At 56.8% G+C, this 24,578-nt stretch carries 23 protein-coding genes; 12 read left to right on the top strand and 11 right to left on the bottom strand.

The window, feature by feature from the left end:
• Nucleotides 1–44 precede the first annotated feature (44 nt).
• Together CRO08_RS01580 and pelA are read right to left on the bottom strand one after the other, a co-directional pair.
• Complete coding sequence (locus CRO08_RS01580) at nucleotides 45–2,171, bottom strand: pectinesterase family protein (protein WP_097034788.1); 2,127 nt, start codon at nucleotides 2,169–2,171, stop codon at nucleotides 45–47.
• A gap of 27 nt (nucleotides 2,172–2,198) precedes the next feature.
• Nucleotides 2,199–3,974 (bottom strand): pectate lyase, encoded by a 1,776-nt coding sequence (gene pelA, locus CRO08_RS01585; RefSeq protein WP_097034789.1) that lies wholly within the window; start codon nucleotides 3,972–3,974, stop codon nucleotides 2,199–2,201.
• Nucleotides 3,975–4,263: 289 nt separating this feature from the next.
• On the opposite strand from pelA, the gene CRO08_RS01590 reads away from it, so the two are divergent.
• Nucleotides 4,264–6,255, top strand: a complete 1,992-nt coding sequence (locus tag CRO08_RS01590; RefSeq protein ID WP_097034790.1) for a Gfo/Idh/MocA family oxidoreductase — start codon at nucleotides 4,264–4,266, stop codon at nucleotides 6,253–6,255.
• Between the two features lie 88 nt (nucleotides 6,256–6,343).
• Here CRO08_RS01590 and CRO08_RS01595 read toward each other — a convergent pair whose 3' ends face one another.
• The 3 genes from CRO08_RS01595 to CRO08_RS01605 form a co-directional block, all read right to left on the bottom strand.
• Nucleotides 6,344–7,696 carry an efflux RND transporter periplasmic adaptor subunit gene (locus tag CRO08_RS01595; protein ID WP_097034791.1) on the bottom strand — a complete coding sequence of 451 codons (1,353 nt, stop codon included), beginning with the start codon at nucleotides 7,694–7,696 and terminating at the stop codon, nucleotides 6,344–6,346.
• Nucleotides 7,697–7,852: 156 nt separating this feature from the next.
• A complete protein-coding gene (locus tag CRO08_RS01600) occupies nucleotides 7,853–9,124 on the bottom strand; it encodes an IS256 family transposase (RefSeq protein WP_097034567.1) in 1,272 nt (423 codons plus the stop codon).
• A gap of 42 nt (nucleotides 9,125–9,166) precedes the next feature.
• Nucleotides 9,167–10,177, bottom strand: a complete 1,011-nt coding sequence (locus CRO08_RS01605; protein ID WP_097034792.1) for a GGDEF domain-containing protein — start codon at nucleotides 10,175–10,177, stop codon at nucleotides 9,167–9,169.
• 76 nt (nucleotides 10,178–10,253) lie between these two features.
• On the opposite strand from CRO08_RS01605, the gene CRO08_RS01610 reads away from it, so the two are divergent.
• Nucleotides 10,254–11,183, top strand: a complete 930-nt coding sequence (locus CRO08_RS01610; protein WP_097034793.1) for a cation diffusion facilitator family transporter — start codon at nucleotides 10,254–10,256, stop codon at nucleotides 11,181–11,183.
• Here the strand turns inward: CRO08_RS01610 and CRO08_RS01615 are convergent.
• Nucleotides 11,180–11,989 (bottom strand): hypothetical protein, encoded by an 810-nt coding sequence (locus CRO08_RS01615; protein WP_097034794.1) that lies wholly within the window; start codon nucleotides 11,987–11,989, stop codon nucleotides 11,180–11,182. The genes CRO08_RS01610 and CRO08_RS01615 overlap by 4 nt on opposite strands.
• 122 nt (nucleotides 11,990–12,111) lie before the next feature.
• On the opposite strand from CRO08_RS01615, the gene CRO08_RS01620 reads away from it, so the two are divergent.
• From CRO08_RS01620 to CRO08_RS01630, 3 genes are read left to right on the top strand one after another with little or no spacing between them, the layout of a single operon-like run.
• Nucleotides 12,112–12,912, top strand: a complete 801-nt coding sequence (locus tag CRO08_RS01620; RefSeq protein WP_097034795.1) for a hypothetical protein — start codon at nucleotides 12,112–12,114, stop codon at nucleotides 12,910–12,912.
• Between the two features lie 8 nt (nucleotides 12,913–12,920).
• Nucleotides 12,921–13,322, top strand: coding sequence for an HIRAN domain-containing protein (locus CRO08_RS01625; RefSeq protein ID WP_097034796.1), 402 nt, complete (start codon nucleotides 12,921–12,923; stop codon nucleotides 13,320–13,322).
• Nucleotides 13,323–13,358: 36 nt separating this feature from the next.
• Entirely contained in the window at nucleotides 13,359–14,837 is a 1,479-nt protein-coding gene (locus tag CRO08_RS01630; RefSeq protein ID WP_097034797.1) for a pitrilysin family protein, read from the top strand.
• Here the strand turns inward: CRO08_RS01630 and CRO08_RS01635 are convergent.
• Both CRO08_RS01635 and CRO08_RS01640 read right to left on the bottom strand, forming a co-directional pair.
• Nucleotides 14,834–15,058, bottom strand: coding sequence for a DUF167 domain-containing protein (locus tag CRO08_RS01635; RefSeq protein ID WP_072813235.1), 225 nt, complete (start codon nucleotides 15,056–15,058; stop codon nucleotides 14,834–14,836). The genes CRO08_RS01630 and CRO08_RS01635 overlap by 4 nt on opposite strands.
• A gap of 16 nt (nucleotides 15,059–15,074) precedes the next feature.
• Entirely contained in the window at nucleotides 15,075–15,614 is a 540-nt protein-coding gene (locus CRO08_RS01640) for a DivIVA domain-containing protein (RefSeq protein WP_072813232.1), read from the bottom strand.
• A 110-nt stretch (nucleotides 15,615–15,724) separates the two neighbouring features.
• On the opposite strand from CRO08_RS01640, the gene CRO08_RS01645 reads away from it, so the two are divergent.
• From CRO08_RS01645 to yidC, 6 genes are all read left to right on the top strand, one after another.
• Entirely contained in the window at nucleotides 15,725–16,693 is a 969-nt protein-coding gene (locus CRO08_RS01645; protein WP_176495023.1) for a GGDEF domain-containing protein, read from the top strand.
• A complete protein-coding gene (locus CRO08_RS17240) occupies nucleotides 16,693–16,815 on the top strand; it encodes a hypothetical protein (protein WP_255252201.1) in 123 nt (40 codons plus the stop codon). Before CRO08_RS01645 ends, CRO08_RS17240 begins: the two co-directional genes overlap by 1 nt.
• Before the next feature lie 185 nt (nucleotides 16,816–17,000).
• Entirely contained in the window at nucleotides 17,001–17,156 is a 156-nt protein-coding gene (gene rpmH, locus CRO08_RS01650) for a 50S ribosomal protein L34 (RefSeq protein WP_072813226.1), read from the top strand.
• 15 nt (nucleotides 17,157–17,171) lie between these two features.
• Nucleotides 17,172–17,543, top strand: a complete 372-nt coding sequence (locus CRO08_RS01655; protein WP_097034799.1) for a ribonuclease P protein component — start codon at nucleotides 17,172–17,174, stop codon at nucleotides 17,541–17,543.
• A complete protein-coding gene (gene yidD, locus CRO08_RS01660) occupies nucleotides 17,530–17,778 on the top strand; it encodes a membrane protein insertion efficiency factor YidD (protein ID WP_072813221.1) in 249 nt (82 codons plus the stop codon). Before CRO08_RS01655 ends, yidD begins: the two co-directional genes overlap by 14 nt.
• Nucleotides 17,775–19,634: a membrane protein insertase YidC gene (yidC, locus tag CRO08_RS01665; protein ID WP_097034800.1), complete on the top strand. Its 1,860-nt coding sequence runs from the start codon at nucleotides 17,775–17,777 to the stop codon at nucleotides 19,632–19,634. The genes yidD and yidC overlap by 4 nt, the downstream gene beginning before the upstream one ends.
• 179 nt (nucleotides 19,635–19,813) lie before the next feature.
• Here the strand turns inward: yidC and CRO08_RS01670 are convergent, their stop codons facing one another.
• From CRO08_RS01670 to CRO08_RS01680, 3 genes are read right to left on the bottom strand one after another with little or no spacing between them, the layout of a single operon-like run.
• On the bottom strand, nucleotides 19,814–20,755 hold the full coding sequence (locus CRO08_RS01670) for a hypothetical protein (RefSeq protein ID WP_141398194.1): 942 nt from the start codon (nucleotides 20,753–20,755) through the stop codon (nucleotides 19,814–19,816).
• A 12-nt stretch (nucleotides 20,756–20,767) separates the two neighbouring features.
• Nucleotides 20,768–23,083, bottom strand: coding sequence for a ribonuclease R family protein (locus CRO08_RS01675; protein ID WP_097034801.1), 2,316 nt, complete (start codon nucleotides 23,081–23,083; stop codon nucleotides 20,768–20,770).
• A 1-nt stretch (nucleotide 23,084) separates the two neighbouring features.
• Nucleotides 23,085–23,852 (bottom strand): 1-acyl-sn-glycerol-3-phosphate acyltransferase, encoded by a 768-nt coding sequence (locus CRO08_RS01680; protein WP_097034802.1) that lies wholly within the window; start codon nucleotides 23,850–23,852, stop codon nucleotides 23,085–23,087.
• Between the two features lie 105 nt (nucleotides 23,853–23,957).
• Here CRO08_RS01680 and CRO08_RS01685 point away from each other — a divergent pair, with 105 nt between their 5' ends.
• Nucleotides 23,958–24,575 carry a hypothetical protein gene (locus CRO08_RS01685; RefSeq protein ID WP_141398195.1) on the top strand — a complete coding sequence of 206 codons (618 nt, stop codon included), beginning with the start codon at nucleotides 23,958–23,960 and terminating at the stop codon, nucleotides 24,573–24,575.
• The last annotated feature ends 3 nt before the right edge of the window (nucleotides 24,576–24,578 follow it).

The raw sequence follows: 24,578 nt of genomic DNA on the forward strand, positions 1-24,578 counted from the left end.
TGAATGAAGATTTTTTGACCATTTAATCCCCAATTTCGGGAATATTACTTCACGCGGACCGTTTTTTGCGTATTGCGGGAGCCGTCGTGCACCCTCAGGATGTATATCCCGCAGGGGAGGCCAGCCATGCTTGTTGCGCGGCCTACGCTTTCACGTACCAGCTTGCCGGTCGCACTGAAAACCTGCACGCGGGTTGCGGGCGAGTATTCCAGATGGGGATCCGCGAGGCCGCTGGCGAGCCCGCCGATTGCAGTCGTAGAGTCGGGGGGCTCGGGCTGTGTCACTTTCACTGCGGTCAGTTCCAGCTGGTCGAGGTTCGGGCCATCGTTCCCGCCCACTGTTGCGAACGTGATGGTGCTCGCGCCCTGCGGTAGCGTGATGGAGACTTCCTTCGTCACGTAGGTGGTCCAGCTTTCCGTCGCCTCGAATGCAACTTCTTGCGTTTCGCCGGCTTCACCCTTGATGGAAAGACTGCGCGTGCTCTTGCTCCCGTTCGCGTACGTCAGGGTGAGCTTGTATTCGCCTTCCACATCGGCATACACGGGCACCTGCACGCTCGATGTCCCTGCGTTGAAGTTCACGTAGCCCGCACCTGCGAAACCTGCGTTGCTGCTCTCGTTGATGCCGTTCTCGATGGCGCCTTCTTCGGCCTGGAACTTGCCCGAGCCATCGCCGGCGAACGAGGGGGCGAGTTCGATATCACCTGCCGCGGCGATTTCGACCATCGCCTTGCTCGCGTCGATACCCGCGGCGCTCTTGCCGCTCCAGCCGGCGAATTTCCAGCCGGAGTTGGGAGTGGCGGTGAATGTCGCCGTCTTGCCTTCCATGACCTTGTCGCCACTGAGGTTTGTGCTGACCATGCCGCCGATGGCTTCGCCAAGAGTCACCTTGTAGTAGGTGGCGTTCGCGTCAATGGTCGTGACTTCGTTGGAGTATGCGCCGAGACCGCCCATGCTGTTGGCCGCACGCACCGTAATCTTTGAGCCCACCGCGACGCCTTCGAGCGAGAAGCTCGGCGTAATCACGTTCGCCTTGTACTTGCCGTTTACGAAGATTACCCAGGCGCGTGCGTTGTTGTCGTCGGCCCAGGTAATTTCGGCACCTTCCTGTGCGATTTTCGGAGTGCCCGCCTGTGCGGTCAACTTGGTCGGGTCCCAGCTGTCGTTACCCTTGAGCACGTTCTGGAGCGTGTATTTTGCGGCGTCGTTTGCGTCCCAGACCGTCTTGAGCGTTGCAGTGGAACCGTCCTTGCTGCCGTCAAAGTAGGTGCGGCGCTTGCTCGTGTTGACGGGGTTCCCGTTGCCGTCCTTGCTGTTGTATTCGCCAAAGACCTTGGGGGCCGAATTCATGTTCTTCTGCCAGCCCTCGGCGGTGGGTTGCGCGATCATCCTGGTGTTCAGGAATACTGTCCTTGCGGTTCCCCACGAACGCCCGAGATAGAATGTCCCGTTGAAACTGTTGTTCGTTACGGTAATTGTCGCATTGTTGAATACGTAACCCCATTCGGTATTGTTCTGCGAAGCGGTAATGTAGCCGCCGCTACGGCGCATCACCAGGTTTGTGCCTTCAAAGAACACGTCGCCGTCACCGCAGATAAAGTCTACCGTGCCTTCGATTTGCCCGCCTTCCCAGTAGCTACGGCCCTTGCCTCCGTTCAACTTGGTGTAGTAGGTGTCCTGGGTGCTTAGAAGCTTTACGTTCTTGTAGACAAGTTTGTCGCCCACAGTCATCAAGGCATCGTGCCTGCAGGCGCTACCGCAATTGTTCTCGTTGCCGTAATTTGCCTTGTTGTAGAGCGTGATGTCTTGCATGTAGACGCCGTTCGCGCTTACCTTGAGCGTCGCCGTAACGCTGATGCCCTCGTTGATGGACTTGTTGTAGAGCACCGTCTTGTCGGCGCTCTGGCCCACGAGCGAAGTGTTAGATGCCGTGAAGGTCGTCATCTGGTTACTGTCGCCGGTAAGGCTCCCGATGTTGTATTCGCCATCGGGGAAGAATATGACGTAGTGGCTCGATTCGCTTGCGCCTGCGGACTTGGCCGCATTCATGGCCGCCTTGAAGTCACCGTCCACGCCGACGACGAAATCGATTTTCTTTTTTTCGACCGCGGATGCGCTCACCGTGAAAGCGAGCGTCGCTAAAAGAAATTTGGATGTCCAGTTGTTCTGCATATTTCTTTTCCCTTGTCGTCTTGAATCCTATCGCTGTGCTCCGGAATGGCTGCTGCCGTTTACGCGGAACACCTTGCCGTTGCCGCGCCTAAGGTACACGCCCGCGCTGTTGCCGTGGGTGCCGAAGTCCACGAAGTAGCGGTCTGCCGTTCTCGCCGGACTTGCCGCGCGGACATCCAGCACGCCGATAGCCGTCGTGCTGGTATCGCCCGGAGTCGTGCCGGTATCGCCCACATTGACCTTGCCCGCGAGCAGGTTCTCGCTCATCCAGCCGATGTAATCGATATTCGCCATGCCGTCTTTCGAGAGGCTCGTGAACTTGAGTTCGCTGTAGCCCGCGGGCAGTTCCACTTCGACGGATTGCGTCTTGTAGGTGGTCCAGCCGCCGGTCGATTCCATGCTCCCGCTTTCGATGAGGGTCTTGTCGCCGGCAGTGACGCTGTATCCGCGTTCCGCGTTCCCGCCGTTAGCAAAACTGATGTAGAGCGTGTACTTGCCCTCGGTCTTTGCCGTCACGCCGTAGGCCACGAAACTCCCTGCCGCATTGGTCACGTTCGCGTAGCCTTCGCCCACGAACCCGCCGTTGGTCGATTCCTTCACGCCGTCAATTTCAACAAAGTTCACTCCGTCGATAAACACCTTGCAGGAATCGCTCCCGCACATGGCTGCTGGCGGGGGAGGCTCCACGTAGGTGCCCGCCACCTTCTCGAGCGCCGCAAGGTACGCCGATTCCGCGCTCAGGATTGCGGAACCGTAATCGCCCGCCCACTGGTAACCCGTGCGGCGTTCCTCGCTGATTTTCATGAAGTCCTGCGTCTTGGTGCTTGCGCCGTCGCGGTCGCAGAAGAAGTAGTCGTCGCTGTTCACCTCGTAGAAGCGGAACCACAGCGAGGATCCCGCCTTGTCGACGATGCCCGCCGTCTTGCTGAACGCCTTGTCCGCCAGCTTGTTCTTCTTGTACCAGGCGATGGCGCCCTTGACCGCCTTCTGGATGGCTTCGGTCTGTTCCGGCCAGTTCATCAGGAACCATACCACGCCCATCGATTCGTTGCCGGACTTGCTCGGGAGTTCGTACGCGCGGGCACCCACCGGAGCGAGGCTGTTCGTGTCGTGCTGCGCGCACCATACCGTCAAGTTTCCGTTGTTCACAATCTGTGCCTTGAGCAGGTAGTCTATGGCCTTGTCGAGGGCGGACTTCATCTTGTTTCGGGTCGCGTCGTCGATGATGTCGCTATCGAAGGGCGAAGTCCTGTTCGCAATGTCCATCATGGTCACCATGGCGCGGATCATGGCGTTGTCGTTCAGTGTAATCTGGTCGCTGTAATTGCCGCGCTTGGGCCACACCTGCGGAAGCCCGCCCTTGGAACGCTGCATGGTGAGGATAAAGTTCAATGCCTTGTTGAAACTCGACTTGAACGTGTTCTTGTAATTGCTGTTCGTTGTTTCCTTGTAGCGCACCGCCAGCAGGCGCATTTCCTGGATGGTCGCGTTGTTGTCGATGGTGCCGAGGTCACCGCCGTCCTTGGAACGCCATTCCGACTTGTTGCCGCTCGTGTATGCGCTCTTGTACTTGTCGGCCATCGCCTTGTAAAAACCGCCGTTGCTGATCTGCCACGTGGTCATGTTGTAGGTGTACTGGTCGATATCCATGCCGGATGCGGCCGAAGTCAGTTCCGAGTAGCCGCGGTAGCTGTTGATTTTCGAGACCGCCGTGGAGGGCGGTACGTAATCGGCCGCGAAAGAGAAAGACGTCCCGGAAACTAGGGTGAGCGTCGCAACAGTTCTAAACCAGATTTTTCCCATAACATCCTCATCGTCTTGATAACGATACTTTGTTAATCTAACATAATATATGTCAAAATTGCCTGCGGGGAACGTTATTTTTATTTACAAGTTGTCCATAGACAACGCCAGAAACGGCGAAATTTGCCCAAAAAACGGGTTGGAAACGTCTGCCTGTGTTTACGCAAGAGTCCATTTATATGTGAAAAATGCTCCTGTCGCTAGCCTAAAGAGAGTATTTTTACAAAACGAAACACGAAAAGTCATTCTGGAGCGCCCGTCGGGAGCGAAAGAATCCAAGAGGAACAAGATGAAGGTCCTGAACTTTGCAATTCTCGGGTGTGGCCATATCGCCACGAAGATGGCCGCTGCGGTCAAGACTCTCGAAAAACGCGGTATGGGCGTGGAATGCTACGCGGTGGCTTCGCGCACGCTTGACAAGGCGAAAAAGTTTGCCGACGATTACGGGTTCGGCCGGGCATACGGCAGTTACGAGGAACTCGCGCAGGATTCTGCGGTGGACTTGATCTACATCGCGACACCGCATTCCGAACACTATAACAACATTTTACTTTGTCTGGAACACGGCAGGAACTTGCTCGTGGAGAAGGCCTTTACTGCGAATGCCCTGATGGCGTCCGAAGTGGTTGCCCTTGCCGAAGAGAAGGGCGTGTTTATGAGCGAGGCGATGTGGACCCGATTCCTGCCTGCGGTGCAGATGGTGAAGGACTGGATTCTGGCCGGGAAGATTGGCAAGGTGGAAAGCGTGGAGGCCGACTTCTCGATGCCGCTTTCGCATATCGGGCGTCTGCAAAAGCCTGAACTTGCGGGCGGTGCGCTGCTGGATTTGGGTATTTACAGCTTGACGTTCGCGGACATTTTCCTAACTGATCCTGAAATTTGCAGGGAGATCCCCGCCTCCGCGGGGATGACATCGGGCGGGGAATGTGCGGGAATGACATCGGGTGCGGAATGTGCGGGGATGACGTCGGGTGAGGACTGCGTCGCGAATCATATCGTGCAGACGAAGACGAAGTGCGTCAAGTTCCATACGGGCGTAGATGCGACGGACTGGATCGACCTCGTGTATGCGGGCGGGCAGGTCGCGCATCTCAAGACGTCGATGGTGTCGCCGCTCAAGAACGAGGGCGTCATCTACGGAACCGCGGGCTTTATCCGTGTGCAGAACCTCAACGACATGGTGGAAATCCAGCTGTTCGATGTCGCCGGAACGCTCGTGGAATCCGTGAAGCCACCCCGCATCGAGAACTGCTACGAATATGAGGTGCTGGGCTGCAAGGCGGCCCTCGAGAAGGGCCTTAAGGAATGCCCCGAGATGCCCCACAGCAAGACCATGCAGATGATGACGCAGATGGATAACCTCCGCGCCGCATGGGGCGTAAGCTACCCGTTCGAACTCAGCCCGGGCGAAGTCTGGAACCGCAGTGGCGACAAGTCGTTCCTCGAGATTTTCGACATCGAAACCGGTGAATCCAAGCTGCTCAAGAAATTCGACTGCGTTATCGAGGCGCCAAACTGGAGCGCCGACGGGAAGTTCCTCACGTACAACAGCGAAGGTCGCATTTACAGGTACGAGATAGAGACGGGCGCGATTACCGAAGTCCCGAGTTACTTTGTCAACAACTGCAACAACGACCACGTGCTCTCTCCCGATGACGAGGGACTCTACGTGAGCCACCACACCAAGGAAGACGGCCTTTCGCGCATCTACAAGATTTTCTTTGATGGCCGTATGCCGGTACTCGTGACCCCGCTTGCGCCGAGCTACCTGCATGGCGTTACCGCCGATGGCAAAATGCTCGCATACTGCGCCGAACGTGACGGCGAATACGATATCTACACGATTCCGACGGCGGGCGGGAACGAGACGCAGCTCACGACCGCATTCGGGCTGAACGATGGCCCGGAATACGACTGCGACGGGGAATACATCTGGTTCAACTCGGTACGCAGCGGCCGCATGCAGGCCTGGCGCATGAAGGCTGACGGCAGCGAGCAGACGCAGATGACGTTCGATGCACACTCAAACACCTGGTTCCCGCATATTTCGCCCGACCGCACGAAGGTCGTGATGCTTGCGTACCATGAGCGCGACGTGCGCCCCGGCGAACACGTGCCCAACAAGAACGTGGAAATCCGGCTGATGACCGGCAGCGATGATACTGGATGGAGCGAACCCCGCACCATCATCAAGCTGTTCGGCGGTCAGGGAACCATCAACGTGAATTCCTGGGCTCCCGACAGCAAGCGCTTCGCCTACGTGCGGTACGAGCGCGGGTAACCCGCAATAAAATTCCAGTATAAACAAAACAGTCCGCTTCGGGCGGACTTGTTTGTATCAGGATGACGGGACTGGCGATGCGCCGGCCTTATTTCTTCTTCCTGCCCGGCGGCGTAGGCATGAACGGGTTCGAGGCCTTTGCCTTCTCGGTACTGGCGGCGCTGACGCTTTCCTGGCTCACCACGACGGAATCGCCGACGGATAGCCCCCTCAGAATCTGGATGTTCACGCCGTCGCTGATGCCGGTCTTGACCCTGCGGGGGGCCGCCTTCCCGTCGATGCTGACCCACACGTGGTCGCCCGCGGGTTTCTTCGCTCCGGCGCGCTTCTTGAACGTCTTGCCCGGCGGGCCGAACTTTCCGGAGCCGCCGGGACCGCCTGGGGGCGGGCCGCCTGCGCCCATGTCGGGCGGCGGAGGCGGAAAATCTCCCTTCGCAAATGCGCTGTCGCCTGCGAGCGAGTCGCGGCCCATGCGCGGCGGGCGCGGCATGTCCTTCGGGTCTGCCATCGGGGTCCCGTCTGCGGGAGTAAACTTGAGAGCCTTCACGGGAATCGCGATGGCATCCTTCACCTCTTGCGTCACGATGGTGCAGGTCGCCGTCATGCCGGGCAAGAGCTTCTGTTCCGGGTTCTCTGCGGTAATCACCACCGTGTATGTCACCACGTTGCTCGTTGTTGTCGGGTTCAGGCGCACTTCCTGTACCGCGCCGTTGAACGATTCTCCCTGGAACGCGTCGACGGTGAATGTCGCTTTCTGGCCCTGCTTCACCTGGCCGATATCCGCCTCGTCGATGGCGGCCATCACCTTCATCTGGCTCAGGTCCTTCGCGATGACGAACAGGGTGGGCGTGCTCATGGAGGCGGCCACCGTCTGGCCTACTTCTACTGCGCGCTTCAGGACCACGCCGTCAATCGGGCTCTTGATGGTCGCGTAGCTCAGGTTGAGCCTTGCCTGGTTCACCTCGTTCTTGCTGCGTTCCACGGCGAACTTTGCCGCGTTCATGTTGTATTCGGCGGTTTCCAGTTCCACGGCGCTCGCGGAATTGCTCTCCGAGAGTTTCTTCACGCGGTTGTAGGTTGATTCCTTGTACTTGTAGTCGTTTTCTGCGCTCCGGTAGGCGATTTCTGCCTGCGTGAGTGTCGCCTTGAGCTTGGACTTGTCGAGTTCGGCTATCACCTGGCCCTTCTTGACCTTGGAATTGAAATCCACGTAGATTTTCGCGATGTCGCCCGAGACCTGCGTGCCCACTTCCACCTGGTCGACCGGCTCGAGCGTTCCCGTTGCCGAAATTGTCGTCGAAATCGTAGTCTGCGTGACCTTCGCGCTCACGAGCGGGCCCGCGGCATCACTTGCCTTCTCCGTAAAGAAGAAGAACTTCACGCCGTAGGCGATGCCCGCGAGTACCGCGAGCACGATGGCGATTTTCAGCAACTTTTTCATAAGACAGACCTAAAAATAACAAGTATTACTGATGTTTTCAGGTATTTTGATGCTTGGCGGAGGCAAATGGTTGCCGATTATTTTGGCTCATACGGAACTAATGTGAGAATTTGTCCCTTTTTTAGTTGAAAATCCAGGTCTCCAACTGGTGTAAATCTAGGCTATTAGCGCTTCATTGTCAAGTAATTTCATGCTCTTTTCCCGAAGTTTTTCGACAAGTTCGGGGATTTCCGCATAGCCGTCCAACCGTCTCCAGTTCTTTTCGCGGTGGAGGACCTCAGCGGCCATCCAGCGTTTGAACATTCCAATGTCCCTGTAGCGCTTCACGTTCTTCTCGATGGCGTCGAGACCGTTGAAGGTGGACTCGATTATGTTGGTCGTTATGAGCGACTTGCGCAGGAGCGCGGGGATGCCCAGCCGGTGGACCGTAAGCAGCCTCTCGCCGCCCTCGGAAAGCGATTTGGCGGCACTCGTGTTTATGCCTTCGAGCCACTCGTGGACCTTGAGAAGTTCCCTTCTCGCGTCCTCGTAGCCCACCATCCCGATGGCGTTGTTGTAGCGCCTGTCGAACTCGGCCCGGTACATCTCGGGCAGATGGGACTCGACGTTGCGCCTCTTGTGGATCACGCAGCGCTGGTGCTTGAGGTCCTTGCCGAAGCGGTCCTTGAGGGCGCGGTTGAGGCCCGTCCCGCCGTCGGTCACGAAGATGATGTCGGGGTGCAGGGCGAGGCCCCTGCTCTCCATGTCGGAAAGGAACGAACGGCACATTTCGGTGTTTTCCGAACTGCCCTGCCAGAGGCCAAGCACGCGCTTGTAGCCTTCCGCGTCAACGCCTATGGCGGCCATCACGACCTCGCCGCAGCGATGCATTGCGTCCATGAAGACGGCAACCGCCTCGAAGTCCTCCAGCCTGCGCTCGTTCAGTTCCTTCAGTTTCCTTGTGCATGCGGCAACGACCTTGCGCGACACCGACGACTTGCTTACGCCGAACGCCTCCCCGGCAGTCGAGAACACATCCTCGTAACGCCTCCCGGACAGGCCTGAGAGGCATGCGTGCAGCAGGTGCTCGGAGAACGCGTCGGGGTCTTTCAGACGGGCGTAGATACGCGATTTGACCTCGCCGTTTTCGTCCCTGAGCCTGGGTACGCGCACCTTCGCCTTGCCACCCGCGATGTACACGGAACCACCCTGGCTGGACCACTTCTTGAAGCCCTTCCTGGGGTGGTATGCTGCACCGCCGAGCTGTTCCCTTTCGGCCAGGAGTATCGCCTCCACGAGCCTTGCGCCCATCTCCCTCGACAGCGCGTCAAGGCAGCTTTTCCCCTGTTCGGCAAGGTCGGCCAGAACCACCCCGACACTGGTCGAAATGTCGATTTCTTCGCGGCGGACGATTGACAGTTTGGGGGTTCTTTTTGTACTTTTCATCATGGTGGTTATCCTCTTGCTTGGTGTTTTTTTGCTGAACCAAATTTACAAGTTGGAGACCACCTTTTTCTTTTTGGTTGCAGAAATTTCAACTAACTTTGGGGCATCTTCTAATGTGACGCAGTTCCGTTTTTTCTTTGATTCGTAAAGGGCCTTGTCTGCGAAAGAGAACATGTCCGAAACAATCCCGTCGCCGAATGTTCCGCCAAAGCTCATGGACAGTTTCACGTTTGGGTAACTGGGCAGCTGGATTTTTCCGGCAGCGGCACACATCTGTTCAAGTCTCTTCTTCAAAACATGGGGCGCAATACCCTTAAACGAAATCAGGAACTCGTCGCCCCCATAACGCACCACACAGTCCATGCTACGCACTGCAGAATGGAGCATGGCCGCCACGGCGGTAATGGCTTCATCTCCGCACTGGTGCCCGTAATTGTCGTTGATTCCCTTGAACAGGTCTATATCGGCCATTACCAGTGCTTGACAATTTTGCGACGAGAGCTTTTCATCAAAGTATTTGCGGTTCATTACGCGAGACAGGGAATCCGTGTAGATTTTTTCGTTCATCGACGTAATGATTATGTTATGCCGTTCACGACTGTCTTCCAGGAGTTTTTTCTGCTCTTCAATCCTGGACACTTGCTCGTTTACGTTTTCAACAAAGAACAAGACACGGCGTAAAGGCCCTTCGTTGTCGATTCGCACAAATATGGCCTTGCACCAGCCATGGATTTTTCCGTGGAATATCTCGGAAATGACTTTGGCGTTCTTCATGCGCTCGGGCAACGTGGAAAGAATCGTAAAGTTCTTGATGGTTTCGACACTTTCGGCGGCAGCGAGGTTCACCATGATATTGGTGATGCTTTCTTGCATGGTTTCGCACTCTTCCATGAACTTGTCGATGAATTGGTTGGTCTTGATCGGGAACGCTGTTTTGTCCACAAGGTCCAGCACGTGTACCGAAACAAACAATTCGGTTGTTGCGAGGGTGATTGTCGCAAAATATTCAGCAGTATCCGCGGGCGCCGCCACCACAAAATTTTTGCAAGTACTCATAGTCAGTTTCCTACGATTCTGTTTTCTGCTTAAAAATATATTTATTTCGTTAACTTTTTTGTTATATTATCCTGCAATGACGCGCATCAGAAAGAAAGACGACAGCTCCGAGGTCCGCAGCGTAACGCTGGTAGGGCTTGTCTGGAACGTGGCTCTTTCCGTGGGCAAGTTCTTCGCGGGCTATTTTGGTGGCTCCCAGGCGCTTGTTGCTGACGCCATCCACAGTGCATCGGATTTCATTACCGACATCGCGATAATCATCGGTTCCAAGTTCTGGAACGCGCCCCCCGATGCGGACCACCCGTACGGGCACCGGCGTTTCGAGACGCTCATCTCGGTGGGTATCGGGCTTGCCGTATGCGCGGTGGGTATCGGGCTCGGTTACAATGCCATAATGGCCCTTGTAAACGGCGAGCAGTCGCACCCCGAGTGGATTGCGGCCGTGATGGCTGCGGTCTCCATCGTCGTGAAGGAGGCCCTCTTCCGCTATACGCGGGCGAAGGGGCGTGCCATGCGTAGCGAGGCCGTGGAGGCGAATGCTTGGCACCACCGGAGCGATGCGTACAGTTCTATTCCTGTTTTGATTGCGGTCCTGTTCGGGATATTTTTCCCGACGCTCTGGTTCGCGGATTCCGTCGGCGCGATTATCGTTTCTTGCTTTATCCTGCATTCCGGCTACGAGATTGCCTGGCCCGGGATTCACCGCGTCGCCGATGTGGGCGCGAGCGAGGAGGTCGCGCAGAAGCTGAAGGAAGTGGCGCTTGCCTGCCCGAACGTCATCAGCATACACGGGTTCCGCACGCGTTACGTGGGTTCTGACCTGCATGTGGATTTGCATGTGGTGGTGCCTGCTGAAATGACGCTCCTTGCGGCCCACGACCTGGCCGAGGATGTGGAACGCAGGCTCATCGATGCGGGCGAGAACGTGGTGGATGCGCTCGTGCACATCGACCCGTACAGCGAAGAACGCGTAAGGCGCGGCGAAATCAAGACGCTTGAGCGCTAGGTCGCGCGTGCGGCCAGCAGGTCCTCGAAATAGGCGGGGATCTCCCTGTCATCCCCGATTTCTGCGGGCGGCATGTTCTCGTGGTAGTTCATGCAGTTTTTGCACACGCAGTGGAAATGCTTGCGCGGGCCGTCGTTCTCGATATTCCCGTCCCCTTCGAAAATGTGGTACAGGTGGTGCATGCCGAGCCCGTCTTTAAAAATTTCTCCGTAATTGTATCCGCATATCTCGCAGGTGCCGCCGCGTTCCTGGATGAGCGAAAGCTGCATGGGGATTGGGGCGTAGTTCCTGTAGAAGTGGAATACCTCGGGCGAGGGGAGGCGGGGCACGTTGCACACGAGCGCCTCGCTATACGCCTGGTAGTAGCAGCGGAACAGGAAGTCGCACCAGAGCCATTCGAGTTTCTCGGTATGGCCCTCGGGGAGAATCATTCCGGAATGTCCGCCGTCCCATTGGAAGTCGGGCATTTCTCCTTGCAGGGTGGCGGTCTCGAGTACTGGCCCCTGCTCGCTGTCGATCATGAAGTCGGGCAGGATGTCCGCATAGTAGGTGATGCGCCCCTTCCCGCTCCAGTCCTCGTCGCGGTACGGTTCCGATACCACCTGGCCGCTCATCACGATTCCAGTATTGCCGTCCCCGACGCGGAGCATAAAGAACCTGTCGCCGGCATGGACCTGCTCGTGTTCCCAGATGCTCCAGTTGAGCATGTAGTTCTTTTCTTCGCGGGCCTGTTCAAAGCCGTGGTCGCTACGCCCGAGCGTGTAGCTCGAAATAGCGGGGTTCCATTTGAGAATTACTGTAGCCATGCCTAGAATATACATCAAAAAAACGGGAACTGAAAAAATATTTTGCAGAAATTATCGAAATGACATTTTATGACACTAAATTATTTTAGATTTGAACATGAAGAAATCAACAGGAGGCCGGTATGAACGACTTGATTTTACATCCTGAATATGAATCGCTACGGGCGGAGGTTGCCCGCCTCCGTGAAGAGATTGTCGTGGTGCGTACGCAGCTGGACCGTGCGACCGGCGTGGAAACTGAACTTTTGAAGGCAGAATATGGCAAGCGGTTCGGTAGGCTCGAACTGGAACTGACGCGCAAGTACTACAGGTTTCGCCTGCTCCGGCGCCGCATTGATCTGGTGCGTTCTTACCTGAACCGCGGTGCCGAACCCGACATGGAGGCGATTGACGCGATTCTCGATGCCGAGGCGGAAGAGTACAACCAGGTCTTGCGCAGGAAGGCTGCCGATGCGGAACGGGCTTCCAAGATGACTTTCCGCGAGTACAGCGACGAGGAGGCGGTACACGCCAAGAAACTCTACCAGCAGGTGGTTCGCGCACTGCACCCCGATTTGCACCCGGGTGCGACTCCCGATGACATCGCCTGCCTGCAACAGGCCGTGGAGGCCTACAACTCGGGCGATCTCGCTACCCTCGAGGCCATCGCCGTGCTTGTGGAATGCGGCGAGAAGAAGAACGATGAACCTTCGTGCATCGATTCCCTGCGCAAGCGCTGCGAACAGTACCGCGACACGCTCTCGAAACTCGCCCTGCGGTTGAAGAAGGTGCGGTCAGCCTTCCCGTTCGACCAGGCGGAGTTGCTCTCGAAACCCGAGAACGTGATGAAACGCATCCATGACCTGAAAGAGGAATGCGCGAAGCTCGATGACCGCATCGCCGCGTGCGAGATTCACCTGCAACAACTGAACGGCACCGTATAGGAGGCATTATGACGACAGAACTTGTAAATGCGGGTATGGCGGGCGGCATGCTTGCCTTGTTGCACGGCGAGGGTGGGCTCTCGATTCCGGTTCCCTTCGCGAGGTCGATACGCCTTCTGGATTCCTTCGTGACGGGCACGTTCTTTGTGAAGGGTATAGAATCCCTTGCACAAAAACTGCGCGAGGGCGACCGCCTTACCCTGTTGCGGGAACCGGACAACCGCTACGACAGGTATGCAATCGTGGTGAAGGACGGCGCGGGCAACAAGCTCGGGTACATCCCGCGCAAGAACAACATTGTCCTTGCGAACCTGATGGATGCGGGCAAGTCCATATACGCGACTCTTACCGGCAAGAGTTCGGCGTATTCCTCGGTAAACCTTTCCATCGGGATTTTCATGGAGGAATAATCCCGGCTCCCTGCAAAAAATGTGTAAATTTAGGGCATGAACGCCATCTTGAAATATGCACTGAAATGCGCCTCGGTTCCGGCGCTTGTCGTTTCGCTTGCAATGCCCGCACAGGCGGGTGTGAATCTCCCTGTCCACAAGGAGGTTCTCGACAACGGACTTACGGTGCTGTTGCATCCGAACAAGCAGGCACCCACGGTGAGCTGCCGCCTGTTCTACGTGACGGGCTCGGTTCACGAGGTTCCGGGCAAGTCGGGCCTCGCGCATATCCTGGAGCACGAACTCTTCAAGGGCACCAAGAAGGTGGGCGTTACCGACAGTATTGCCGATGCGGCGTTCATGGCGCGCGAGGACAGCCTGCAGGCGCTTATCCGTCCGGCAAAGCTTGCGGGCGATACCGCGACCGTCAAGAAACTTACCGCCGAGCACGATTCCCTCCTGAACGAACAGCGCAAACTCTTTGTGAAGGATGAACTCTGGGGCGCCTACCAGTCCGCGGGCGGTACGGGCCTCAATGCGTTCACGACCGACCTCATGACGGCCTACATCGTGACGCTCCCGAAGGACAAGATTGAACTTTTCATGTGGCTTGAATCCGACCGCATGCAGAACGCGGTATTGCGCGAGTTCTACTCCGAGCGCGACGTGGTGCGGGAAGAACGCCGCATGCGTTACGACGACAAGCCCACGGGCCGCTTCTTCGAGACGATGAATTCGCTTATCTACGAGGCGTTCCCCTACCGCGTGCCGACCATCGGGTGGCCGTCCGATATCATGAACCTCACCCGCGAGATGGCCGACGAGCATTACCGCAGGTACTACAAGCCGCGCAACGCGATTCTCGTGCTGGCGGGCGACCTGGATACTGCCTCCACGATGGAGATGGTGAAGAAGTATTTTGGCAATATCCCTGCGGGCGAGGCGTTCCCGCCGATTACGGTGCGCGACCCGGAACAGGTGGGCGAGAAGCGCTTTACGCAGGTGCGCCCCGATGCTCCGAACCTGTATTCGCTCGTGTTCAAGACGGCCGAAGTGGGCGACCCGAGTCTCTATGCGCTCGATATCGCGGAAGGCGTGCTGAACGGGCGCTCGGGCAGGCTGTACAAGCGCCTGGTGGAAGAGGAGAAGCTCGCGGTGAGCGTAAAGGCGGGTAACAGCCCGAACAAGTATGTCTCCGAATTCTCCGTGATGGTGAGCATGAAGCTCGATGCGGATGTCGCGAAGGTCGAGAAGATTGTGTGGGAAGAACTTGAAAGGCTCAAGAACGAACCCGTGAGCGAACGCGATTTCCAGAAGGTGAAGAACCACGCCTACGCGGGGCTAATCCGTAGCTTTACCGACATGGAGAACGTGGCGACAATGCTTGCCTGGTACGAGATGTACGGCGACTACCACATCTTTTTGAACTGGGCTGACGCCCTCGAGAAGGTGACTCCCGCGCAGGTGCAGGAAGTCGCGAAGGCGACCTTCGTCCGCGACCGCAGTGTCGTCGGCATCTTGAAGAAAAACCGTTAGAGTCCGGAAATTTCCACGACCTTCTTGTTGTTCGTGGAACCGAGCACGACCTTTACGTCGCGCTTGTGCACCTTGAAGTGTTCGGCCAGCAGTTCGCAGATGGCCTCGTTCGCCGCCCCTTCGACCGGGGGCGCTTTCACTTCGACCTTGTAGCTGCCGTCGGGGAGGGCGGTTACGCTCTCCCGTTTGCTTCTCGCATGTACCTTGATGTTTATGCGCATGGGTGGCGAGTGACCGTTAGGCGAGCACGTTGCCTATGGAACCGATCGGCTGGGGAGGCTCGCTGCCCTGGTTGCGCTGCGGTGCGGGGGCCTGGAATTCGCGCTGGTCGTTTTCCATGGCGGCGAGGAGTTCCTCTTGCCCGCGGATAAGGGCCCTGCAACGGATAAAGTAGTTGCTGCGGAGCTGCTTCAGCTGCTCGATTTCGGCACGCAGGTCTTCGGCCTGCTTCTTGGTGGACTCCACTTCGCGGACCGCCCTGGCCTTCGCTTCGGCGATGATGAGTTCCGCTTCCTTCTCGGCGCTGGCCTTCACTTCGTCCACGGTACGCTGCATCGTGATGACTGCGTCCTGGATGGTCTTTTCGATTTGGCGGTAGTAGTTCACGCGTTCTTCGGCTATCTTCAGGCGTTCGGTCAGGTCGGTACGGGTGCGCGACAGCTGTTCGAATGCGGTGGCTGCCGTGTCCAGGAATGCCTTGACCTCCTCGGCGTCGATGCCACCGAGGGATTTCTTGTGGAATGTCTGGTTGCGGATATCGAGCGGTGTGAGTTCCATGAAAGCCTTCCGTTTTTCGGTTTTACAAAGAAAAATATAAAATTTTCAGGATTTTATATGGCAATTACATGTTTTTCAAGTTATATTATGGAGTTAGAAAGGAGCGGCCCATGATTGCGGTTCTGAAAAAGAAGTGGAATAACCTCGAAACCCTGGAAGAGAAACTGTTCTGGATTATCCAGGTCATATTCACGGTGGTCTCCCTCGCGGGCACGCTGATTACAGTGGTCGAGGACGTGAGTAACCTTGCCGAACTGGTGCTCTTCATTGACCTGGTGGTGTGCGTCCTTGTTGGTCTCTTCGTAATGCGGACGTCGCATTACTCGGTGGGCTTCTTCCTCCTGATTTTCTTCTATACGTCCATTTCGACCCCGCTGCTGTTCTTTCTCTGTTCGGGGGTAGATAGCGCCATGCCCTATTACATGCTTGTGGGGCCGTTCCTGAGCAGCTTTATCAGCAACCGCAAGATACGGTTCACATCTGCGGTGTTGACCATGCTTGTAGGCGTGACACTCTATGTCTTGGCATGGTTTTTCCCGCACCTGTTGGCGCCGGTACCGAGCAAGGGTATCGTGTACCTGGACTTTGCCGCGAACTTCGTGCTCGTGGGCGGTAGCATATTCTTTATCTGCTCGTTCGCCATCAACGCCTACGTGCGCGAGAAGGTGCAGAGGGAGCGCCTGGTGAGCAAGCTCGATTACCTCTCCAAGCACGACGACCTGACTGAACTCTACAACCGCCGCTTTGTAATCCAGTACCTCGAGAATATCGTGTGGCACAGCCGCGACCGCTACTACATGTTCATGTTCACGATTGACGGCCTCAAGGCCCTGGGCGATTCGTTCGGGCATGTCGTGGCCGACCGTATCGTGTGCAACGTGGCGCATGCTCTCTGGGAAACGGTGAACGAGGGCGTGGGGGAATGCGGTGCGCGATATGGCGAGGAAACCTTCCTGTTCATTATGGCTGCCGATTCCGACGTGGACGCCTTCATGCGGGCGGACGCCTTCCGCGAGAAGATAAGCGGGTTCATCTGGAACAACACGCCCGATGTGCGCATATCGATTAGCGGGGGATAGTGCCTTGCCGCGACGAGAACGAGTTCGACCGCGAACGCCTGCTCAAGAAGGTCGATGCCCTGCTGGACGGGTTCAAGTCGCGCGGCAAGAACCAGGTGCGCATCTTCATGGATGTCGGCTAGCCGGGCCCGCAGGCTGCGCCTTCAAGCCTACTACATGTTGATAAATTGTTGATTAGTTGGGGCTGTCCCTGTGGTAATCCCCGTTTCGGTGGCGAAAAGGGCATTTCGTGGCTATCGACCCCTTGATTTATGCGGGTATTTTACTATTTTTGGGACTCAAAATTTTGCACTAAAAAGGTTTTATCATGAAAAGAACATTCCAGCCTCACAATCGTAAGCGCGTCAACAAGCACGGCTTTATGGCCCGTATGGAAGACCGCTGGGGTCGTGCCGTTTTGAGCCGTCGTCGTGCCAAGGGCCGCAAGCGCCTCACCATCAGCGATTCCATCTACAAGAAGTAAGCCGGGGTTGGCCTAATGGCCGCTCTGCGTTCTTATCGGCTGCCCAGTCAGCCGGCTTATCGGCAAGTAGCCGTCCAGGGAAAGTTCGTCCGCACGCCATCACTCTCGATGCGTTGGATTGAAAGCCCGGACGGTTTTTGTCGTTTTTGTTTTTTGGCGAAAAAGAAGAACGGCAACGCGGTCTACCGCAACAAGTGCCGCAGGGTTTTGCGCCCGCTGTTCTTCGGGATGGTACCTTCGATAAAGAAGCCCGTCTGGGCGATGGTCATCGTGACCGACCCTTCGGACGTGATGACGGCGGATCGCCTCCGGGAATCCGCCTTCAAGATTTTCCGCAAGATGGAATGGCGGACCGATGCCGCGGGAGCTCCGGATGTCGAAGGCTAGGGATTTCGTGGTGGAGGCGCTGGTGTTCCCGATAAGGCTCTACCAGCGGATACATCCCTATTTTTTTCGGGGAGTGTGCAGGTTCTACCCGACATGCTCCCAGTATGCGATAGAGGCTTTCCGGGTCCACGGGCCCTTCAAAGGTTTCTATCTTGCTGTTTTTAGGATTCTGAGATGTAACCCCTTCTGCAAGGGCGGTATCGACCCGGTCCCGCCCAGAAAGGAAAAGAAATGAACAAGAATACCCTTATTGGCTCCATCCTGATGGCCCTGATTGTCTTCGGCTGGATGTACATGAACAAGCCGAACGAAGAGGCGATGGCGAAGGCAAAGGCGAAGAAGGCCGCTGCCCTCGTCCAGGATTCCGTAGTGGCCGCCAAGCCCGCCGGTAACCTGGTACTCCCGTCCAATGCTGCTCCCGAGGCGAAGGCCGCCCCGGTGCTTTCTGCAGTTGCCGCTGCCGAGCCCGCCGCCGTGGATTCCGCGGTAGCCGATTCCGCTGCTGATACTGCTGCGGTGGCCCCGAAGGCTCCCGAACGCCGCTCGGTGACGGTCGAAACCGATAGGTTCGTGATGACCCTCGACGGCAAGGGCGGCAAGATCAAGAGCCTCATCGTGAAGGCGCTGAAGGATACCGCGGGCAACTACCCCGAACTCTTCCTGGATACGGCGGAAGGTGCGCTCGACCTCTCGATTGACGGTGCGAACCTGAGCGACGCCGTGTTTGCGACGGACGCTCCCGAATGGATTACGGTGGATAGCGATACCAGCGTGCAGTTCACGTTTACCGACGTTCACGGCAGCCAGGTTGTCCGCAGCTATGGCTTTACGAAGGACGGCCCGGCCGTGCGCCAGGAAAACAAGTTTGTCGGGTTTACCCCCTCGAAGTACGAACTCGCCTGGAACGGCGGTATGAAGGAAACCGAGTCCATCCCGAAGAGCAAGGGCTTCATGGGAATCGGTTCCGGCGGAACGTACTACTACAGCGAAGTGATTTTCAATGCGGACAACTCTGTGGAACGCGAAATGAGCCGCGATTCCCTCAAGAGGTTCAACGGGGAAAAGAGCAAGATTGCCTGGGCGGGCCTTCGCCGCAAGTACGTGGCCATGACGGTGCAGTTCGACGAAGCTGTGCCTGTCGTCATCGATGCAACGCGCATGGAAGTGAAGGACAACGAGGGCGACCCGGGTACCTACAAGATTTCTCTCAAGGATGATCTGCGCGGAAGCAATACGCTTGCCTACAACGTGATGGTGCTCCCGCTCAAGTGGGATGAACTTGCCGCGCTGAACCAGCAGTACGAAAAGGTTATCGTGACGGGCTGGCAGTGGTGCGGTGCCGACGTGTGGTTCGTGTGGATTTGCAAGATGCTCCTCAAGCTCCTGAACTTCCTCTACGGGCTTATCCCGAACTATGCGGTGGCGATTATCCTGCTTACGATTATCGTGCGTGCGGTGACCACGCCGTTCACCCTCAAGCAGATGAAGGCGACCCGCGGCATGGCTGCGCTCAAGCCCCAGATGGACGAGATTAACGTGAAGTACAGGAGCGACCCGCAGAAGAAGCAGGCCGCCATGATGGAACTCTACGCGAAGAACGGCATAAACCCGCTCCAGAGCTGCACGGGCTGCCTCCCGATGCTTATTCAGATGCCGATATTCATGGGCCTCTTCTTTGTGCTCGGGCGCGCGATTGAACTGCGCGGCCAGCATGCGTTCCTGTGGGTGACGGACCTGAGCCGTAGCGACGTGGTGTGGAGCGGAATTTCCATTCCTATCATCATGCCTTCGGGCCTTGCTATTCTCCCGTGGATAATGGTGGCGACGATGTACTTCCAGACGAAGGTTACCATGGGCAGCAATACCGCGATGGACCCGGCCCAGCAGAAGATGATGATTTGGATGATGCCCGCGATGATGCTCCTGTTCAGCGCAGTGATGCCCTCGGGCCTTGTAATCTACATGATCGTCTCGAACATTTGGGGCATTGTCCAGTACAAGTTGATTAACCGTAACCTTGCCCCCGCAGGCGCGACCTCCGACAAACTGAAGGGCAAGGACGTGAAAGACGCCGAAATCGTAAAGAAATAATCGAAAAAAATAAATGGCGCCGGAAGGCGCCCACGAAAATAAACCGCGTAAACCCAAGGAATAAGACCAGAACGTAGCGGTTTATTGAGTGTCAGGTAGGTCTTAGGGAGGGCGTTGCCTTCCCTAGTTTCATATAGTGCCGGGAGAGTCTTAGGGAGGGGGTGGACCCCTCCCTTGTCTTATCTATACTCGTCACCTTCGAGGGTTTTGCCGAGCATTTTGTACTTCGCCTTGATGGCGGTGCGGAGCAGCGGCCACCCGACCTTGTCGAAAGCCCCTTCCCACACGAGGTCGGCCCCGTGCTTCAGGCTTGAATCGACCGGGGTTGGTAGCCAATCTTCGTTGAAATCGGGTGCGAGGCCGGTGCTCTTGATGATGCCGGCATAGTCCGCGTTGAGCAGTTCCTTGAACCCCATGCGGATAAAGTGCTTCTTTTCACCGAAGGTAAACCGGCGCTGTAGAAGCTTGCGCTTGATGAACCCTGCGCCCTGTTCAATAAGTTCCTTGCTTGCGAACAGGGGCTTGTTCTTGGTGGGGTAGAGGCATTCCATGCTGACTTCCGCTTCTGCGAACTTTTCGCTGAGGCCCACTTCCATGAGCCTTACCGTACTCTCGAAGTCTTCCTGCTCGGGCGTCTCGAAGAGATGCATGAAGAATGCCCCGAGCGCAGGCTGCTTCATATACAGGAAGAACGATTGGAGGTGCGGCGTGATTTCACCGCTCTGCGTGAGCGATACCACGTCGGCATCGCGCTTTTCCGCTTCGGCGAAGAACTTCGCGAAGTTGTCCTGGAAGTACACGATGGAATCGTTCAAGACCAGCAGGCGGTCGAGGCTTCCCATGGCGCCCTGTGACCCGTTCGATGCCGGGCTCTGTACCTTGAGTTGCAGGTAGCGGTGCCACATCCCGAAATCGAACCCGTGGTTCTGTGTGAGGAAGAGTTCGATGTCGTTGTCGGCGATGAACTTGAGCGATTCTTCCGAAAGGGGGCGCTCGTTTGTCAGCAGTACTACGTGAAAGTCTGTCTGTGCAAGGTGCGAGAGTGCAAACCTCACGTAACCGGGGAGGGTTTCCCCGGTCTGGTAACTTGCATAGAGCGCGACTTTCTTGTATGCTGCCATAACGATTCCTGTTTACCTTCTCCCGCGCTTGCCACGGCCCCCGCGAGCGTCGGTCTTGCGTGCCCGCGGCTTGCCGCCGCCGGCTCCGCGACCGCCCCTGCCTCCACGGGCGAAATCGCCCCTGTCGGCAAAGGCCGCCTTGCGCCTCTGCTCGCGATTGCGTGCACGGGGCGGCATGTAGCCGTTGTCAAAATCGTCATCGAAGTCGTCGGGTTGGCTTACGTAGCCGAGCGCTTCGGCGGCCGCAGCGCGGTCCGCGCGTTCCTGCACATCGCGGGATTCGCCCTGGCGGCGGCGCTTCTTGGGTTCGCTCGAAATCTTCTCGAGGATGCTGAAGTCCGCCTGGCCGCGCAGCGGGTCCACGCGGAGGAGGCGCACCTTCACGATGTCTCCACGACGGAACGTGCGCCCGCTCTTCTTGCCGAAAGCGAGGCCCTGGTCCGGATTGAACACGTAGAAGTCGTCGCCCGCAATGTCGCGGAACCGCACCAGGCCCTCGGCGATGGGGTCCTTGATGCTCACGTAGATGCCCCATTCCTCGATGCCCGTGACGGATGCTTCGAAGTCGTCGCCGATGCGGTTTTTCAATATCCAGCAGCTGCACACCTTGATGGAGATGCGTTCCACCTTCATGTTCTTGATTTCGTTTGCAGAAATCAGGTCACAGACTTCGATCACGTTGTTCGCGCGCTCGGCGTTGATTTCCTTGCCCTTGCGCGCAAGTTCGCGGTGGCACCAGAGGTCGGCATAACGGCGGATAGGGCTGGTGAAGTGGCTGTAGTCCTGCCAGTTCAATGCAAAGTGCCCGAAGCTGTTGCTGTCGTAGTGCGCCTTCTGCATACTGCGGAGGATCCGGTTCATGAGCGTCTCGTCGTCGCCGGCGCGCTTCACCAGATGCTGGTACAGCTTGAAAGCGACGGGGTTCAGGTTGGTGTCGCCACTGCGGGGCTTGCCCAGGTCACGCAACATCACGGGGGCATCCTTGAACAGGTCGGGGTACATGTAGTACAGTTCCATGATGTCCTTGGTGTCGGGCGCCTCGTGGATACGGTAGATGCCCTGCAGTTTGCGCTTGGAAAGTTCCTTCGCACAGCAGTTGTTCGCGATGAGCATGCATTCCTCGACCCACGAGTTGCTCTCGTCGGTCTCGCGCGGTACAATCTGCACGGGTTCGCCCGCCTCGTTGAACTTGCATCCGTATTCGGTGCTCTTGAATTCGAGCAGGCCTTCCTTGGTGCGGTTCTTCTTGAGCATCGCGGTCACTTCGGCGAGCGCCTTGATGGAATCGTCGCCCGCCTCCATCATCTTCACCGCTTCCTGGTACGTGATGCCTTTCGATACGTTCACGATACTCCTGTGGAAATCCCAGCTGAGCACGTTCGCCTGCTTGTCAAGTTCCATCATGCAGGTGAATGCACAGCGGTCCACGCCTTGATGCAAACTGCACACGCCGCTCGAAAGTTTTTCGGGGAGCATGGGCACCGCCGTCCACGGCAGGTACTGCGTATAGCTGCGTTCAAGCGCTTCTTCGTCGAGGTCGCTCCCTTCGGGTACGTAGTAGCTCACGTCGGCGATATGCACGCCGAGCCTGTATCCGTTCTCGGTGCGTTCCACGCTGATGGCGTCGTCGTGGTCCATGGCGCCTTCGGGGTCGATGCAGAGCACGTCAAGCTTGCGGTAGTCGACGCGGCCCTTGAAATCCTTCGGGCCGGGTTCCTTGATGCCTTCCACGAACTTCTTGATGGCGGGCGAGAAGTCCTTGGGCAGGTTGCTCTCTTCCATGAACTTCGTCTTGACCTCGTCCCACGAAATGTTCATCGCCTCGGCGCTGCGGTCCACCTTCGCGAGGTAGCTGTGCTTGAGTTTCGGGTGCGGGTACAGCGTAAAGCTGATGGTCTCGCCTTCCTTGCCCGGCGCCTGCCTGCGGTGGCACATCTCGTAAACCTTGCCGGTATCGAGTTCGTGCACTTCCCACTGTTCGTCGCCAATCTGGTGCAGGATGCCGCGCTTTACGCGGGTCTCGTTTTCCTTGTCGTTTTGCCTGCGACTGCGGGCAGCGGGCCTGCGGTTGTCTTCTGCGCCCTGTTCCGCAATCTTCTTGAAGCGCTTCTCGCGCTTTTCCTCGAGGCTCTCGCCGTCGCCGAGCTGGTATTCCTTGTGGCTCGTGCGCTTTAGAAGTCCGCGTTCCACCATGTCGGCAAGCATCTGCTTGAACGCCATCTTCTGCTTCTTGGGGAGCCCGAGTGCTCCACGCAGCTGGCTTCCGACCATCGGCTCGTCGCGCAAAATTGCAATAATCTGTTCCTCACTGGGTAAACGCTGTGCCATATCAGGCCTCCTTTGTGCCGCTTTCGGCATCTAATTTCGCTTGTGCAAGTTCCGCTTGCTTGTAGGGCATCGCTGACTCCACCAAATCGTGCAGTTCGTCGCGCAGTTCTGCCATGCTCTTGTCCGCATAGTCGCTGGCCTTCACCATCGGGTGGATAACCATCCTGACTTCGCCTCCGCGGATGGACCACTTGACCTTCGGGAGAATTTCCCCGGTGTTCACGAGCGTGATGGGCAAGATGTCAAAGTTCTGGTCCTTCGCCATGCGGAAGATTCCGTTCTGGAACTTGAGCATATGGCCGTCTTCGGTGCGGTGGCCTTCGGGGAATACGGCGAAGTTGTAGCCGTTCTTGATGCGTTCTGCGACAAGCTTTCCCATGCCTGCGTTCATGCGCGGGTTCTTGTGCACGGGAATGCAGCCGATGCTGCTGATGACCCAGCCGAATACGGGGGCCTTCCAGAGGCTAGCCTTTGCCATGAAGGCAGCGTTGCCTATTGCGGGCCAGATGACGTTGATATCGAGGAAACTCTGGTGGTTCGCCACGATGACAAAACCCTTGCGGCCTTTCGGGATGTTCTCTTCGCCTTCTATCTTTATCTTGATTCGGAACAACTTAAAGGCGATGTGCGTGAAGAAGAACTGGCAGACGTTCGTGATTTCTTCCTTGTGTCCGCGGATGTATCCTTTGTATATAATGTAGGGTACGCCGAGGATAATCATGCCGACAAAGACGACGAGGTAGTATAGGGTTGCAAGTATTGCGCGCATAAATCAATCCGTGTTGTATTTCTGTTCATAATGTATATTTTTTAGACCGGAAGGGGAACGAAAAATGCTAATTTTCGCCTACATTCTTTTTAATAAGGAGGAAATATGAAAAAGTTCATTCTCGCGTTGGCTATTCTAGCCACATCGGCTCTCGCAATTTCTCAACCCCATACGCATGACGGATTTTTCTTGAATCTCACATTGGGCTTGAGCTACCAGAATTTCGGTTACGAATATAAGGCTACCCGTTATGAAGGCATGACGATTGAAGGCGACGGCATTTCGCTCGACGCAGATACCAAGATCGGTGGCTGCGTGGCTCCGAACCTTGCCCTGCATCTGACTATTACGGAAGTGCAGAACCTTTCTGACCTGGAACTCAAGGATGAGTACGAACGGACCGTTGCGACTACGAACCAGAGCGAAAGTCTCATCTTGTTCGGTTTCGGTGCTACCTACTACTTCTTGGACAACATGTTCGTTACCGGAAGTTTCGGCTTGTCTGTGTTTACCATCGAAGAGGTGGGCAACTCTAGAGCGGGTGGATCCTCCGAAGCGGGTATCGGTTTCCAGGTCGGTGTCGGCAAGGAATGGTGGGCCGGCGACGAATGGGGAATGGGCATCGTAGGGACGCTTACCTACGGCAGCGCCGACGACAAGGACGATATCGGCGAGATGTCCGCGTATGGCGTGGGCGTCAAGTTCACGTTGACGTTTAATTAGACC

Origin of the sequence: Fibrobacter sp. UWT3 (assembly GCF_900230125.1) — a bacterium.
Classification (GTDB): Bacteria; Fibrobacterota; Fibrobacteria; order Fibrobacterales; family Fibrobacteraceae; genus Fibrobacter.